Source organism: Leifsonia sp. 71-9, from assembly GCF_001898805.1.
In the GTDB taxonomy this organism is placed as follows: domain Bacteria; phylum Actinomycetota; class Actinomycetes; order Actinomycetales; family Microbacteriaceae; genus Leifsonia.
In genome coordinates, this window is the sequence record NZ_MKVJ01000022.1 from 1 (window position 1) to 15606 (window position 15606).

At 67.6% G+C, this 15606-nt stretch carries 14 protein-coding genes and 1 tRNA gene; 7 read left to right on the top strand and 8 right to left on the bottom strand.

The genetic code is table 11. The annotated features are described in order from the left end of the window. The 4 genes from BGO91_RS20020 to BGO91_RS20035 form a co-directional block, all read left to right on the top strand. A partial coding sequence (locus tag BGO91_RS20020; RefSeq protein ID WP_290474502.1) for a hypothetical protein occupies positions 1–783 on the top strand: 783 nt, incomplete at its 5' end. After that, entirely contained in the window at positions 780–1100 is a 321-nt protein-coding gene (locus BGO91_RS20025; protein WP_290474503.1) for a hypothetical protein, read from the top strand. The genes BGO91_RS20020 and BGO91_RS20025, both read left to right, overlap by 4 nt. An 82-nt stretch (positions 1101–1182) precedes the next feature. After that, on the top strand, positions 1183–1524 hold the full coding sequence (locus BGO91_RS20030) for a hypothetical protein (protein ID WP_290474504.1): 342 nt from the start codon (positions 1183–1185) through the stop codon (positions 1522–1524). Between the two features lie 13 nt (positions 1525–1537). Beyond that, positions 1538–2128 carry a DUF596 domain-containing protein gene (locus BGO91_RS20035; protein ID WP_290474505.1) on the top strand — a complete coding sequence of 197 codons (591 nt, stop codon included), beginning with the start codon at positions 1538–1540 and terminating at the stop codon, positions 2126–2128. A 665-nt stretch (positions 2129–2793) separates the two neighbouring features. Here BGO91_RS20035 and BGO91_RS20040 read toward each other — a convergent pair. The 3 genes from BGO91_RS20040 to BGO91_RS20050 form a co-directional block, all read right to left on the bottom strand. Further along, on the bottom strand, positions 2794–3663 hold the full coding sequence (locus BGO91_RS20040; RefSeq protein WP_290474506.1) for a hypothetical protein: 870 nt from the start codon (positions 3661–3663) through the stop codon (positions 2794–2796). Between the two features lie 196 nt (positions 3664–3859). Further along, complete coding sequence (gene esaA / locus BGO91_RS20045; protein WP_290474507.1) at positions 3860–5824, bottom strand: type VII secretion protein EsaA; 1965 nt, start codon at positions 5822–5824, stop codon at positions 3860–3862. Between the two features lie 150 nt (positions 5825–5974). Further along, positions 5975–6047: transfer RNA gene (locus tag BGO91_RS20050), tRNA-Lys, on the bottom strand. A gap of 59 nt (positions 6048–6106) precedes the next feature. Here BGO91_RS20050 and BGO91_RS20055 point away from each other — a divergent pair. The 3 genes from BGO91_RS20055 (at position 6107) to BGO91_RS20065 (ending at position 8290) form a co-directional block, all read left to right on the top strand. Next, positions 6107–6739 (top strand): DNA-directed RNA polymerase subunit beta, encoded by a 633-nt coding sequence (locus BGO91_RS20055; protein WP_290474508.1) that lies wholly within the window; start codon positions 6107–6109, stop codon positions 6737–6739. A gap of 205 nt (positions 6740–6944) precedes the next feature. Further along, positions 6945–7505 (top strand): ECF RNA polymerase sigma factor SigK, encoded by a 561-nt coding sequence (gene sigK, locus BGO91_RS20060; RefSeq protein WP_290474509.1) that lies wholly within the window; start codon positions 6945–6947, stop codon positions 7503–7505. Next, positions 7502–8290: an anti-sigma factor gene (locus BGO91_RS20065; RefSeq protein ID WP_290474510.1), complete on the top strand. Its 789-nt coding sequence runs from the start codon at positions 7502–7504 to the stop codon at positions 8288–8290. Before sigK ends, BGO91_RS20065 begins: the two co-directional genes overlap by 4 nt. Positions 8291–8386: 96 nt before the next feature. Here the strand turns inward: BGO91_RS20065 and pstB are convergent, their stop codons facing one another. The 5 genes from pstB to BGO91_RS20090 all read right to left on the bottom strand — a co-directional run bounded on the left by pstB (position 8387) and on the right by BGO91_RS20090 (position 15606). Then, complete coding sequence (pstB, locus tag BGO91_RS20070; RefSeq protein WP_290474511.1) at positions 8387–9166, bottom strand: phosphate ABC transporter ATP-binding protein PstB; 780 nt, start codon at positions 9164–9166, stop codon at positions 8387–8389. Positions 9167–9212: 46 nt separating this feature from the next. After that, positions 9213–10316, bottom strand: a complete 1104-nt coding sequence (gene pstA, locus BGO91_RS20075) for a phosphate ABC transporter permease PstA (RefSeq protein ID WP_290474512.1) — start codon at positions 10314–10316, stop codon at positions 9213–9215. Continuing rightward, entirely contained in the window at positions 10316–11263 is a 948-nt protein-coding gene (gene pstC / locus BGO91_RS20080; RefSeq protein WP_290474513.1) for a phosphate ABC transporter permease subunit PstC, read from the bottom strand. The genes pstA and pstC overlap by 1 nt, the downstream gene beginning before the upstream one ends. 98 nt (positions 11264–11361) lie before the next feature. After that, entirely contained in the window at positions 11362–12456 is a 1095-nt protein-coding gene (pstS, locus tag BGO91_RS20085; protein WP_290474514.1) for a phosphate ABC transporter substrate-binding protein PstS, read from the bottom strand. Between the two features lie 147 nt (positions 12457–12603). Then, positions 12604–15606, bottom strand: coding sequence for a DEAD/DEAH box helicase (locus tag BGO91_RS20090; protein WP_290474515.1), 3003 nt, complete (start codon positions 15604–15606; stop codon positions 12604–12606).

Genomic DNA, 15606 nt, shown 5'->3' on the forward strand with positions numbered 1-15606 from the left:
GGCCAATGGTACGACGTGAACGTCGCACAGCGGGCCGCTGATTCGGGCAGCTGGGGGCTGCAGTTTCTGGCTGGTGTGGGTTCCGGGTTGGGGCAGGCACTGAACGAGGCCGCCCAGCTGAACGTCCACGAGATCGGCCTGAGCCTGCAATCACTGGTGCTGGACGAGAGTGCGCGTTCGGCGTTGTGGAATCAACTGACCGGCACCGTCGGCCAGGTGTTCGCCGGAGACGCGTTCGTGATCGGACAACTGGCCGGCAACGTGCTGCCCGCCGTGGCCGGCGGTGTCGGTGGGCTGCTGAACAAGACCGCCAAGGCCGCCAAGATCCCCGGCCTGGTCAAACAACCCCCGATCATCACCACCCCCAGCCTGGCCACCAGCGCCCTCAACCTCGCGAGAGGATGGGCCGGGACGGCCGGGGCCAAGGTCAGCAAGATATTCACCCCGACGGCAAAACCCCTCGAGAAAGCCAACACACCGGCCGCTGTTGCCGAACTACCGAAGCCAAAGCTGGACCTTGGAGATGTCAACTCCCTTCGTGGAGCGAGCTGGAACGAGGTGGAAGCACTGATTCCATCAGGTTGGTCAAAATCCACCACCAACGCAAACAAGGGTGGAACAGGAGTTCGGTACTCCAACCCGGAACGTTTGGGGGAGCAAGTCCGGATCATGCCAGGAAAAGCAACCGACCCGAATCCTGCCAAGCAAGGCCCGTACGTTCGAATCAGCCGCAACGGAACTGTTTCGGACCCCATACCTCTGCAAGGGAACCCAACTTTATGACCAGAGAAGAAATCGCGCGCGAGATTATCGAGCTTCTCGATGAAGATTGTTTCGGACTATGGGAGATCGGGTGGCGTTTGGGCGGCACCTTGGGAATGAGCTCGACAGAGATCCAGTCTGAGGTCGCGGAAGTGATCCACTCTCTTGTCCAGAGCGGCGCTGTGGAGGCCTACACTCTCGATCAACCCGGTGGAAGCATGAAGCCGCTTATGGCGCTGGATCAAGCAATTGACCTACGCGAACGTGCGGCGTGGGATGTTCCTGCACCAGGAAACCCTCAGATCTGGCTAGCGCTTCCCGCAGACGGAGAGGGCTAACTCGGCTCTACCCCGTCACTGACTCCGGCCGCGACAGGGCCAGCGACGCCGGACCCCGTTCACGAATCCCGGCTCGGAGGGATTGCGTCTGGGTGATCGCCTCTATCTGCCAACCGGCGCCAGCAACAAGATCGGTTCCACAAAGGTGTTCGATACCACAGGACTGTCGCCGAGCGAACTCGAAAACCTGGTGCGGGATCTCGTGGATAGGCAGGCCGGAGGCCGCCCCGTCGGCGTCTACGACCCTCCAAAAGTATGGAACGTGAAACTCGACGACGGAACAAGCATCAACCTCCGAAACGTGTCAAGCTCGCCGGTCGCCGGCAGTGCCAACAAAGCAACCTGGACCATCGACATCCTCAACAAGTCTCAGTACGAAGCATGGGGGTGGCCAAAGGGTGGCTTTGAGATCAAATTCGAGTAGCGAGGAAGCCGGTATGAATCCGATCACGGCGGAACAGCTTGGACAGATCGCTGCTGAATGCGAGGACCGCGACCTCGACTCTCTGTGGATCTACTTCGAGACACCCGGTGGCGATCCCGGGTTCCCGCACTCGATGGAGAGCTTCGAGGAGCGGCGTGAGGGGTTCTTGTGGACGGTGAAGCAATTGTTCGAGCACGGGTTCATCGAGTTGAATCGGAATGGCGGGGTGCCGTTCCCGGGCACGATCGATGAGAAGCTGGCGGCCCTTCGCGAGGCGTTTCCGGCGAATGATGACGGGATGCAGGACGGGTTGTGGTTCTTCTTCCCCGAATGCCCAATGGGGTCGAGTTGGTGGTGGCCGAACCGTACGAAACCTGTCCCGTTCGTTGCCCCAGGTGCAGAGTCGTCGTCTCCGAAGGGGCGGGATCCGATGCGGAGGCTTCTGAGAGCTCCGGGCGTTGGCCGAGTCGAGCCGGGTTCGACCGACGTGTTGGCGCCGGAACACCTCACATACCTGATTGCTGCCGTCGGTGGGTGGGGCCTGGCGGAGATCTGGGGCTTTTTTTGCGCCCGGGGGGTATCCGGAGGTCCCGCTCTGGTGTGAGAGCTACCACGAACGGATCGATGGGTTCTGTTGGGTGGTGCGGAAGCTGATCTCGGACGGTCACGCGTGTCTGAGGCGCCGGGATGCGAGTGATGCCGACGAAAGCGCCGACGGGCTGATCCGGGACCTGCGAGCGTCCTTCCCGGCAGACGAACGCGATCTGCGAGACGGCAACTACTTCTTCTACCGGACGTGCCCGATCGTGATCGAGTGGGCCACACACTGATGGCGTGGACGTATGAGATCGATCGGCGTACAAGGCTCGCGGAGAAGTTCCGCCCGAGGCTGTCGTAGCGGGTGCGCCGAGCAACGATGAGGACAACATCCGCGGCTCTGGTGCCAGAACCGAAATAATGGCCATCGGTCCTGGCGACGCGGCGACGACGTCAACCTCGTTGAGTTCTCGCATTGTGTTGCCCTCAGCCCGGGAGGAGATAGCGCTCACGAGGATGACCGGTGCGCGGGAGCCAAAGTCCTCTTCGACTCGGTGTAGCGATAAGGCTGGCGCTTGGCTGCTCCCGGTTCGGCGATGACCGCATGCGGTTCGCCATCCTCGGGCGATTGCCTTGGCTATATGTCGGGCAGTTCACGGCGCAGAGAGCCGGGGAAGCTGCTCGCCCATGGCGCAGGAGCTTTCGGCCGACAAGGCCATTCCGTCCACGGCTTCAGCCGTATGTCTCGCGATCTGCGTTCCAATTGCGGATCATCCACCGAAGGAACGATTGCGAGCCGACACTCACTCCCAACGCGATGTAACCGACGACGGCGGCAGAGTAGTAGTCGATCAGCGTGAATTCGCCTTCGAAGTTCGATGGGCGGAGCACGTCGAGGATCGCTAACGCCAGGCCCAGAAACACGAGTCTCGAGCCGATCATGAATGCCCGCCACCACTTCGCGGAACTGAGGTACTCCTCCGGATACTGCCGAATCCATCCCTGCAGATTTTGGCCGGCGAGCAAACTGTCGCCTGGCTGGTAGTTCGCCCGGACGTGTTTGCGCATGAACTCGCTGACGAACCACTCGCGCGCAATGTCGAGAAGGTCGATCAAACGAACTTCGGAAGAGGCTGCTCGTGTGACCGATCGGAGTGCTCGTTCCTGCTTTCGCTCGGACCGCTTCCTCGACGTGATGCCACTTCGTGGCGCGACCGTCGGGGCATTCCAGTTGCGCGCCATCCAGCGGATCCACGAGTGCGATTTCAGTGCACTCCACGTGAAGCTGCAGCCGAGGAGCAGGAAGACGACGACGCGGATCACGCCGAACGTCTGGTTATCGGTGGCGCTCCCTTCGATCGCGTCCCGCAGACCGAGCGCACCCAGCCCGCCGACGCTGATGGCCGCCACGCTGCTGTTCACGAAGGCCAGCACCCTGTTGCCGATGAATCTGCTGCGCCCTGCCTTGGCCTGCCGCAAATACAGTCTCGCATTGTGATAGCGATCGCGTACTCCGAAAACCGGTCCGAAGAGAGGGTCGTCGAGCCAGTAGTCGGCGTGGACCATCTTTCGTGCGAAGGTCGCGCGCAGGTTCTTGTCCATCGAAGCACCGTTTCGTTGCTGGTCGTGAGCGAAAGCAGGTGAGCCGCCTTCCCGTCGACGGAGTGCGCCTCGATCCGCGAAAAGGCCGGCCGGTCCGTCCGGGTGATGCGATGCGCGTCAGCAGGGGGGCGTCCCTCTGTCCTCCCGCTTCGCTGTGAAGACTGACGGTCGCAACTCCGCCCAGCCCCCAGGCGCCCTACGCCCTCTTCCTGCGGCGGAACACACGCCCGAGCATGGTGACCAGCGCACCGGCGAGCAGGCCGCCGGCGAAGATCGCCATCCATTGCAGATCGAGGGTGCTGGGAACGGCGACGCGCTCGGGGGTGATGTTCTTGGCGGCGATGGGGGCGGAGAAGAAGTCGTGGATCTTGCCGGTGTCGGCGCCTTGCGTCCTGGTGTTCGCCAGCACGGTTGAGAAGCCTTGGTAGTACTGCTGGTTCTTGCGCAGGTCGGCGCTTCCCGTGGACAGCAGGCCGCTCACCCCGTTGTGGACGGTCTCGGCGCCCTGGAAGGTCGCGTCGGCGCTTCTCAGGAGCGCGTCGAACAGTGGGGAGTTGTCCGGGACGGTCGTGCTGCCGGCGGCGATCGAGCTGCTGGCTTGCGCGGTCTGGGTCACTAGGCCGGAGATGGTCCGATGCAGGTCGTCGCTGTTGTCGATGTACAGGCCGAGACGGTCGGGGTCGAAGCGCGTCCAGTCCGCGACCTCGAGGGTGTTGACCGCGCTCGTCGTCAGCGTGGAACCGGTGAGGACTGTCAGCGTGCGGAGGTACCACGCGTCGAGGCTCGAGAGCGGGACCTCGAAGTGCGGAGCGGGCGGAGTGGTCACGCTCAGGGCATCCTTGGAGGCCTGGAGTGCGTCGATCTCCGCATTCAGGGTCTCCAGCACGGCGGGATCGAGCGTCGGGGTGATCGGATTCGGACCGCCGGGACCGCCGGAACCGCCAGACCCGCCGGAACCGCCGGAGCCGCCGGAACCTGCGGAGCCGCCAGGCCCGCCAGACCCGCCGGGTTGGCCAGGTTGGGCCGGGATGACGTGAGGCTCGAGGATGGCCGCGAGAGCCTTCAGGGTGGCGATCCTTTCGTCGAGGGTGGTTCGAGTGCGTTCGATGGTGGTCTGGAGGGTGTCGACGGCGCCGGTGTATTCGGTGGCGTAGTCGGCGATCGACTGCCGCAGGGAGGCGAGCTCTCCGGCGAGGTAGGGCGGAACCGTGCCGTCCGGACGCGCGCACGGGGCGGCGAGTTCGGTGGGATCGACGCCGCTCAGCGCGCACGCCATGCTGGTCTTGAGCGCGTCGAACTGACTGCCGTAGAAGGTTCGGTCGGAGTCCGCCTGGGTGGCGATCCCCTCGTTGCTGTTCGCCGCGTTGATCTGCGCGATGTCCTTCTGCCGGTTCGCGTACTCGTCGATCTCGGGTAGCGTGCCCGAGAACGTCTCGCTCGTCCTGGTGAGGGTGTCGGTGACGGACCCGGTGAAGGTGTTCTGAGCCTCGACGGTGGACGCATTCATGTCCTTGAGGCCGCTCGCGCTCGAGAGGAACCCCTCGAAGTTCGGCATCGTGCCGGAGAACGGCTCCTCGACGTCCGAGGTCAACGCGGCGATGAGGGCGCCCTGGTTGTCGAGCGCAGCGTGCATGGAGCCGTCGGCTTCCGCGACGTTGTCGGCGATGGAGGCGTAGTACATCTTGACGACGCTCTGGTTGAACACGGTCACGATGTCGACGATCCGGCTCTGCAGCACCCGATCGGATGTCTCGTCCGGCTGCGGGCGCAGCTTGTACTCGATCGTCGCTTTGGTCGGGTCGATGTTCTGGAGGGTCAGGATGTCGTGCGAGAACGATTGCGGCAGGGTGACGATGGCGTCGACGGATCCGTCTTTGTAGGCCTTCTCCGCGATCGGCCGCGAGAGCACCGTCCAGTTGTAGTCGGAGTCCTTCGAGACGCGGTCGACGAAGTTCGTGCCGAACGTGTAGGAGGCGTCGTTGAAGTCGGCGGGGAGGTCCTCGTTCACCAGGGCCACCGTGGGGTTGAACACCCGGGCTCGTCGGTTGAGGTCGTTGTTCACGATGGCGAAGCCGACGACCAGCACCGCTGCCAGCAGGACTGCGGAAGCGAAGCGCAGACCCTTCGATCTCCTGCGCGGGCCACGGTGCGGGCGTGCCATGTGATTGATCCCCTCGATTGACTGTATTTCTACATCAAGGCATGATCGTAGTACACCTGAGGCTTGTATATCACACGGCAGTATGAAAAACGGGTGCGCGGAATCGGGGGATGAGGGCGCGCTGCTGAGCGCACGCGCGAGACGATCGAGTGGGCCCGGTGGGGCTCGAACCCACGACCCGCGGATTAAAAGTCCGATGCTCTGCCAACTGAGCTACAGGCCCGATCGCTCACTAATCTACCGTGGATCGCCACCGTCCCGTGCACGGGGGAGAATGGGGCAATGGCTGAACGACACCACAAGCCGGTCACGTTCCCTGGCGGGATGTTCGAGGCGTTCCTGGGCGGGGAGGATCCCGCGCAGATCAGCCGCGTCGCGCACGAGACGGCCCGCGCCCTGCTCGCCCGGGTGCGGGAGAACCCGGATCCCGAGGTCGTGGAGCGGCTCGTCTCGTACACCGACGCGAACGGGATCGACGCGCTCGCCGAGCTCTGGTCGCGGTCCAACGCCAAGAGTCTGCCCGGCGCGCTCTGGCGCATCTATCTGCTGCGGCTCCTGATCCGGCAGGACGCGGAGGGCACCGCTCTGCTGTACCAGCGGGGCACCGAGGTGCTGACCTCCATCGACCCGGTCGTCGCGGGCGCGCCTGCACCGGCGGGACCGGCGGAGATCACCGAGCTGGCCGACCGCATCCTGCGCGGGCTTTTCGAGGGCGACTTCGCCGGTGCGCTGGACCGGGCCGCGGCCTTCTGCCGGGTGACCGCTGCGGGAGCGGCCGCCATCGCCGACGACCGCGACGTCGTGCTCGACTCGGACCGCGCCGCCGAGTTGACCACGCGGGCGCTCCGCTTCACCACCACGGCCGAGGAGCTCACCGCGTGCGCGCGCCTCTGGCGGTCCGATTCGCTCGACTGACGGGCGTTCCCGGCGGATTCCCCGTTCTCGGGCGGCGAACGACACGCCCTGGAGGTCCGGCGCGCCTTGTGTACTATTGATGGAGCCGGGCCGCAGTAACCCCGGGCTCCAAAACTTGCCGCTCCGAGCGGCCTCGCGCCGAGAGGCGTTCTGCGGCCCGGCACTACTGTCCCCCCGACCGGGCAGCCGAAAGAGCGGAGACGACGTGGACGACGCCGCGGCGCCGGATCTGGACGCCCTCCTCGTTCGAACCGCCACGGGTGACCAACAAGCGTTCTCCACGCTCTACGACCACACGGCCGCACGCGTCCTCGGCCTGATCCGCCGCGTCCTCATCGACGCCGCGCAGTCCGAGGAAGTGGCCCAGGAAGTCTTTCTCGAGGCATGGCAATCCGCTTCGCGTTTCGATCCGAACAAAGGTCGAGCGATGACGTGGATCATGACGATGGCCCACCGTCGTGCGATCGACCGGATCCGGGCGTCCCAGGCGTCCCGCGACCGGGACACCGCCGTGGGCATCCGCGACCTTCCCACGGCGTACGACCAGGTGGCCGAGACCGTCGAGGTCCGGATGGAGAGCGAGAGGGTGGAGGTGGCCATGGCGACGCTGAGCGAGGCGCATCGTCAAGCGATCACGCTCGCCTACTACGGCGGCCTCAGCCAGAGCGAGGTCGCGGCGGAACTGGGCATTCCATTGGGCACAGCGAAGACACGGCTACGCGATGCGATGATACGGCTGCGAGAGGAACTGGGGGTGACACGATGACCGACGAGAACCGGAACACCTCCGCGCGCCTCGGCGCCGAACTGGGGGCCGAGAACGAGCAGGAGGCCCGCGACTTCGAAGACGTCGCGGCGCAGCTCGGCCTCGCCGCCGAACCGGTGGCACCGCGTCCCGAGCTCAAAGCGGCGCTGTTCGCGGCCATCCAGACGACCCCGCAGCTCCCGGCCGAGCCCGAGGCTGCTCCGGCGCCCACGCTCGCGCCTGTGCCGGCCCCGGAGGCCGCACAGTCCGCTCCCGCGGCTCCCGCTGCCCCGGAAGCGCCGGCCCCCGAGGCCACCCCGGCCGAGCGCAAGGCCCAGCGCCGGTGGTTCACCCGCCCTGCGACCATCGCCGCCTCGGCGGCCGCGGCCGTCGTCCTCTTCTTCGGCGGCGCGATCGTCGGCGGCGCCATCGCCGGTCACGATTCCACTCAGCAGCAGCAGGCATCCGCTCTCGCGCAGATCAACGCGGCACCGGATGCGCAGCGCGCGAGTGCGGCGGTCACCGGCGGCGGCACGGCGACGCTCGTGTGGTCGGCTCAGCTCGGGACGTCCGCGCTGATCGCCAACGACCTCCCGAACCTCCCGAACGACAAGACCTACGAGCTCTGGTACATCCGCGACGGCAAGGCCACTCCGGCCGGGACGATGGAGGCGGCGGGCGCCGGTTCCACCTGGAAGGTGCTCGCGGGCACGATGAAGGCGGGCGACACCGTCGGCGTCACCGTCGAGCCGAGCGGCGGTTCCCCGCAGCCGACCACCAACCCGATCGTGGCCATCCCCTCCTAGCAATCAGCCGCCGAGCACAGGAAAAGTGCGCCGATTCCCCTCGAAACGGCGCACTTTTCCTGTGCTCGGCGGCTGGTCGGCCGGCCGGGCGCGGGATCAACCGAAGCGGCCGGAGACGTAGTCCTCGGTGGCCTGCACGCTGGGGTTGGAGAAGATCTGGTTCGTGTCGTTGTACTCGATGAGCTTGCCCGGCTTGCCGGTGCCCGCGATGTTGAAGAACGCGGTGCGGTCCGAGACACGCGAGGCCTGCTGCATGTTGTGGGTCACGATCACGATCGTGTAGTCGTTCTTGAGCTCCTCGATGAGGTCCTCGATCGCGAGCGTCGAGATCGGGTCGAGCGCCGAGCACGGCTCGTCCATCAGCAGCACGTCGGGGGAGACCGCGATCGCGCGCGCGATGCAGAGACGCTGCTGCTGGCCGCCCGAGAGTCCGGAGCCGGGGAGGTTCAGCCGGTCCTTGACCTCGTTCCACAGGTTCGCGCCCCGGAGGGACTTCTCGACCAGGTCGTCGCTCTCCGGCTTCGACATGCGGCGGTTGTTCAGCTTCACGCCGGCGAGCACGTTGTCGCGGATGCTCATGGTCGGGAACGGGTTGGGGCGCTGGAACACCATGCCCACCTGGCGGCGCACGAGCACCGGGTCGACGCCCGTGCCGTAGAGGTTGTTGCCGTCGATCAGCACCTCGCCGTCGACGTAGGCACCCGGGATCACCTCGTGCATCCGGTTGAGGGTGCGGAGGAAGGTCGACTTGCCGCACCCGGACGGGCCGATGAACGCGGTGACCGTCCGGGGCTCGATGGTGAGCGACACGCCCTCCACAGCGAGGAACTTGCTGTAGTAGACGTTCAGGTCGTTGACTTCGATGCGCTTGGACACGTTTTTCCTTGTCTGCGTTGGTTCGAGAAGCTGTGGGAGGCCGGGGTCAGCGGCCGTACTTGGGGGCGAAGGCCTTCGCGATGATGCGGCCGACGAGGTTCAGGAGCATGACGATGATGATCAGCGCGAGCGCGCCGGTCCAGGCGCGGTCGATCGAGTCCTGGGCGTGCAGCCCGGCGGCCTGCGTGTACTGGGTGTACACGAACACCGGCAGGGTCATCATGCGGTCGAAGAACAGGTCGTAGTTCATGCTGGTCGTGAACCCGGCCACGATGAGCAGCGGCGCGGTCTCGCCGATGACGCGGGCGATCGCGAGCATGATGCCGGTGACGAGACCCGCGAGGGACGTCGGGAGGATCACCTTGAGCACGGTCAGCCACTTCGGCACGCCGAGCGCGAGGGAGGCCTCCCGCAGCTCGTTCGGGACGATCCGGAGGATCTCCTCGCTCGAGCGCACGACCACCGGGATCATCAGCACCGAGAGGGCGACGGACCCCATGAAGCCGTTGCGGATGGCGGGGCCGAAGAAGAGGGCGAACAGGGCGTAGGCGAACAGGCCGGCGACGATCGACGGGATGCCCGTCATCACGTCGACGAAGAAGGTGATGCCGCGGGCGAGCATCCCGCGCCCGTACTCCACGAGGTAGATCGAGGTGAGCAGGCCGATCGGCACCGAGATGAGGGCGGCCATGCCGGTGATCAGCAGGGTGCCGGTGATCGCGTGCAGCGCGCCGCCGCCGGCGCCGATGACGTTGCGCATCGACTCGGAGAAGAACGCGATGTCGAAGCGCGCGAGGCCCTGGGCGATCACGGTCCAGCCGAGGGAGATCAGCGGCAGCAGCGCGATGATGAACGCGGTCGCCACGAGGGACGTGATCAGGCGGTCGGTCGCCTTGCGGCGCCCCTCGACCAGCAGCGACGTCGTGTAGATCGCGACGTCGAACAGCACGGTGCCGAAGAAGATCGCCCCGACGATGTTGAAGTCCTTGGTGATGCCGCTCGCGGCCAGGATCGCGAAGATCGCCCCGAAGACGATCCACGAGACGACGAGCATCGTCCACGGCGACCAGCGGGGCAGCTTGCCCGCGGTGTAGGAGTTCGCCAGGGGCCGCGGAGCGGCGGTGGCGGTGGTCGTGGTCGTGGCGGCCATCAGTTCGCTCCCGAGAAGGCCTTGCGGCGGTTGACGATGTAGCGGGCGAGCATGTTGATCAGCAGGGTGACGACGAACAGCACCAGGCCGGAGGCGACGAGGGCGTTGACGCCCACACCGGTCGCCTCGGGGAACTGCAGGGCGATGTTGGCCGCGATGGTGTTCGGGCTCTGCGCCTGCAGCACCGCGAACTTCACCACCAGGGCGGGGGAGAGCACCATCGCGATGGCGAGGGTCTCGCCGAGCGCACGGCCGAGGCCGAGCATGATCGCCGAGATGATGCCGCTGCGGGCGAACGGCAGGACCGCCATGCGGACCATCTCCCAGCGCGTGGCGCCGAGGGCGAGCGCGGCCTCCTCGTGGAGGCGCGGGGTCTGCAGGAAGATCTCACGGCAGATGGCCGTCATGATCGGGATCACCATGACGGCGAGCACGATGGCGGCGGTCAGGATGGTGCGGCCCGTGCCCGACACGGGCGGGGCGAAGAAGGGGATCCAGCCGAGGTAGGTGCTCAGCCACGCGTAGAAGGGCTGCACGAACGAGGCGAGCGTCGCGATGCCCCAGAGGCCGAAGACCACGGATGGCACCGCGGCGAGGAGGTCGATGATGTAGCCGAGGGTCTGGGCGACCCGGCGCGGGGCGTAGTGCGAGATGAAGAGGGCGATGCCGATGGAGAGCGGCGTCGCGATGAGGAGGGCGATGAGGGCGGCCCAGATGGTGCCGAACACCAGGGGCCAGACCCACGACCAGAAGTTCGTGGCGTTGTTCGGCAGCTCGCCGGCGCCGGCGAACAGGGCCGGGATGCTCTGGACGACGAGGAAGATCGCGACCGCGGCCAGGATGGCGAGGATCAGCGATCCCGCGACGACGGTACTGGTGGAGAAGACGCGGTCGCCGAGGCGGACCTTCGCTTTCGGTCTGATTGCTCCTGCGGTTCCGGCGGTCATTCGTTGCTTTCTCTCATCGGGTTTCCCGCTCGAGGCGGGTGAGGGGAGACGCACCGCTCGGCCCGGGCTGCAGACAGCCCAGGCCGAGCGGCGAGGTGTTACTTGATGCTGGCGACGGCCTTGCTCACCTTGGCGGCGAGGTCGGACGAGAGCGGGGCGGAGCCGGCCTGCTCGGCGGCGGCCTTCTGCGCGTCGGCGCTCACGATGTAGTCGACGTAGCCCTTCACCAGGTCGCCCTTGGCGGAGTCCTTGTACTCCTGGCAGGCCACGACGTAGGAGACGAGGACCAGCGGCCAGTCGCCCTTCTTGTCGGCCTTGCGGTCGATCGCGATGGCGAGGTCGTTGGCGGTGCGGCCGTCGGCGATGGGCGAGGCGGCAACGACCGCAGCGGCACCGTCGGCGCTCAGCTTGGTGTAGGTGTCGCCCACCTTGAGCTGCGCGATGGAGAGACCGGCCGAGCCGGACTCGTCGATGTACGTGATCGAGTTCTTGGCGTTCTTCGTGGCATCCGCGACACCCGAGGTGCCCTTGGCGGCGTCACCGACCTGGAACGGGAAGGTCTGCGAAGCCGGGGCGGTCCAGACGTCCGCAGCGTTCGCCGCGAGGTACTCGGTGAAGTTCTGGGTGGTGCCCGAGTCGTCGGAGCGGTGCACGACGGTGATCGCGGCGGACGGGAGGGTCGCGCCCGAGTTCTGCGCCTTGATCTTCGCGTCGTCCCACGTGGTGATCTTGCCCGAGAAGATGCCGGCGATCGTGTCGGCGTCGAGCTTGAGGTCCTTCACGCCGTCCACGTTGTAGGCGATGGCGATCGGGGAGATGTAGACGGGGAGGTCGATGCCCTTGCTGCCGGCGGCGCAGCCCGCGAAGTCGGAGGCGAGCTCCTCGGTCTTGAGCGCGGCGTCGGAGCCGGCGAAGTCGGCTGCGCCCGAGATGAAGGACTTGCGGCCGGCGCCGGAGCCCTGCGGGTCGTAGTTGACGGTGACCTTGGGGTTGGCCTCCTGGAAGCCGGCTGCCCAGACGGTCTGCGCAGCGCCCTGAGCGGACGAACCGATGCCGTTCAGCGTGCCGGAGAGGTTGGAAGGCGCGGCCGACGTGGTCGACGGGGTGCTGCCCTCGTTCGACGCGCACGCGGTCAGAGAGATGGCGGCAGCGGCCAGAATGACCAGAGGAGCGCCAAGACGCTTCAGTTTCACAGTTGTCCCTTCCGGGGATCAGTAACAACAGGACGGGGTCGGTGCGACCCGCGTGTGACGCTATTCCCGGTGTCTGACCAGCGTCCCCCGCAACGGTAAACGGAAGGTGAACGAGGGGTGTTGTCTTGGCTGTCCCGAGCGGCCCGATCAGGCGAGCAGGCCGCGGATGTCCTCGGCGGTCAGGGCCGCGTCGAAGCCGGTCCCGCCGTCCAACACCGCGTCGAACAGGCGCGCTTTCTCGGCCTTCAGCGCCATCACCTTCTCCTCGATGGTGTCGGCGGCGACGAGGCGGTAGACCATGACGGGTGCGGATTGGCCGATGCGGTGGGTGCGGTCGATGGCCTGCTGCTCGACCGCCGGATTCCACCACGGGTCGAGCAGGAACACGTAGTCCGCCTCGGTGAGATTCAGCCCCACCCCGCCCGCGCGCAGGCTGATCAGGAAGACCGGCGCGGAGCCGGTGCGGAAGCCGTCGATGACCTTCGAGCGGCGTCGCGTCGACCCGTCGAGCATCGCGAAGGGGATGCCCGCGGCGGTCAACCGCTCGGCCGCCTTCGCGAGATAGGTCGTGAACTGGCTGAACACGAGCGCGCGGTGCCCTTCGGCGATCACGTCGGCGAGCTGCTCCAGCAGCGCGTCCAGCTTGCTCGACGGGATGTCGTCGAACTCCCCGTGCGGATCGTCGGACGTGTCGATGAGCGAGGCGTCGAGGCTCAGGCGCCGCAACAGCGTGAGCGAGCGGAGCACGGTGAACCGCTGGCGGTCGAGGTCGTCCACCAGGTCGAGGACCTTCTGGCGCTCCCGCTGCAGGTAGGCGTCGTAGACGCGCCGGTGGCTCGGCGAGAGCTCGACGGTCAGCACCTGCTCCTGGCGCGCGGGCAGTTCGGGTGCGACCTGCTCCTTCGTGCGGCGGAGCAGGAGCGGGCGCACCCGGCGGCGCAGCGTCTCCAGCCGCGCCGCGGCGACATCGTCTCCCGCGGCGATCGGCCGGGCGTAGTGCTGCGTGAAGCGGTGCGCCGGCGGCAGCAGCCCCGGTGCCACGATCGCGAACAGCGCCCACAGCTCCAGGAGGTGGTTCTCGAGCGGCGTCCCGGTGATGGCGAGCTTGAACGGGGCGGGGAAGTCGCGGGCGGCGCGGTGGACGAGCGACTGGCGGTTCTTCACGACCTGCGCTTCGTCGAGGACGAGCCCCGCCCAGTCCAGCGCCGCGTAACGGTCGGTGTCGAGGCGGAAGAGGGCGTAGGAGGTGACGACCAGGTCGGCGCCCGCCATCGCCTCCCGCAGCTGCGCGACGCTCCGCACGCCGGAGGTGAGAGTGGCCACGGTGAGCTCCGGCGTGAAGCGTCCGGCCTCCGCACCCCAGTTGGAGACGACGGAGGCGGGAGCGACGACCAGGAAGGGCGCCGGGGAGGCGTCGTCCGGGCGTGCGGCGACCACGTCGGCGATGAGGCTGAGCGTCTGCACCGTCTTGCCGAGCCCCATGTCGTCGGCCAGGATCCCGCCGAGCCGGTGGCGCCAGAGGAAGTGCAGCCAGCGGCGGCCGTGCTCCTGGTACGGCCGGAGCTCGGCCGTGACGGAGGGCGCCGGTGCCGGGACGTCGTCGAGGGGGCCCTCGCCGGCTGCCGCGAGAGCGAGGAGCCCCTCGACGGTCTCGCGCCAGCTCTCGTCCTGCTCGGTGTGGTCGGCGAGCTCGGCGAGCTCCTCCCAGACGGCGGCCTGGCGGCGATTGAGGCGGAGGACGCCGGTCTCCCACTCGGGGAAGGTCGAGGCGTCTTGGATGATCTCCCGCAGCCGATCGAAGACCGGCAGGTCGAGCGGCAGATAGCTGCGATCGACGAGCAGCAGCTTCTTCGAGCCGCGCGTCAGGGCGGCGAAGAGCGGGGTGAAGGGGATGTCGCGGCCGTCGACCCGGACGATCACGCCCAGGTCGAACCAGTCCGCCTCCGTTGCCGGCATCACCGTGAGCGTCAGCTCGGGGGCGTCGGTGATCGCGCGGAAGGCCGGACGCGCTCCCACCTCCCGGATACGGAGGTCGCCGCGGCCCGCGAGCCGGGGGAGGGTCTCCTCCACGAACTCGAGCGCGTCCAGGCCGGTCAGCGCGGCGGGCACGCCGGCGACGAGACCGCCGGGGAGCGGGTCGCGGCCGATCAGTGCCAGACGCTGGGCCTCGGCCGCGGGGTCGCTGTACTGGCCGGCCTCGGGCGGGACGTCGGACGCCCGGCGCGTGCGGGTCGCGCCCACGCGATACAGCCACTCCCAGTGCAGCTCGACGGACGCGTTCGGCCGGTGCTCGACCACCAGCGCGAGGCTCGGCGGATCGATGGCCGGGAAGGCGACCGTCTCGTCCGAGCTCACGATGGAGATCGCCTGCCGGAGCACCGGGTAGACCTCGTGGAGGAACTCGTCGGCCTCCGCGGCCGGCACGCGGGGGAGCGGATGCGTGAGAACGGCCCGCTGCTCGGGCGTGAGCGGGCCGGTGCTGGGAGCGAGCAGGATCCGGGGTGCGGGAGCCCAGTCCACCGCGTAGAGACCGTGGTCGCCGATGCGGCCCACCGATTCGACCGGCCGGCGCTCGCCGTCGAACAGCACGACGGTCTCCAGGCCCAGCGCGTCGTCGACGGCGCTCGCGTCGAGCAGCGCGTCGGCCGTCGTCCCGAGCTGCACGGAGCCGCCGGGGCCGGTGACGAGTTCCACCCCGGCATCGCCCGCCTGGGCGAGCAGCTCCCAGAGCAGCGGGCTCTCGTAGTCGTCGAGCAGGATGCGGTCGGGGTCGTCGCCGAGCCCCGGGGGCGTCGAACGCCGAAGGGCGGACACCTGGTGGAACCAGCGGGTCTGGCGGCGCGAGAGGGCCAGGCGATGCACGTGGTACTGGATGGTGCCCCAGCTGATGCCGGACGTCTTCCAGCGCCCCGAGGCGCTGAGCACCGCGGGCCGCACCGCCAGGACAATCGGCGCGTCCGAGGCCGGATCGGCCCGCACGGTGCGGGAGTTCGAGCGCTGCCAGCGGTCGGCCGGACGACGATCGAGCTGCCGGACGTCGAAGTGGAGCGCGGCAGCCGCCTCTCCCACGGTCTCCTCCGTCGTCGGGCGCGAGAGCCGCGCGACCGCGTCCCGCCAGGACGGGTGCGATGCGGGGGAAGGGGAGGTCAC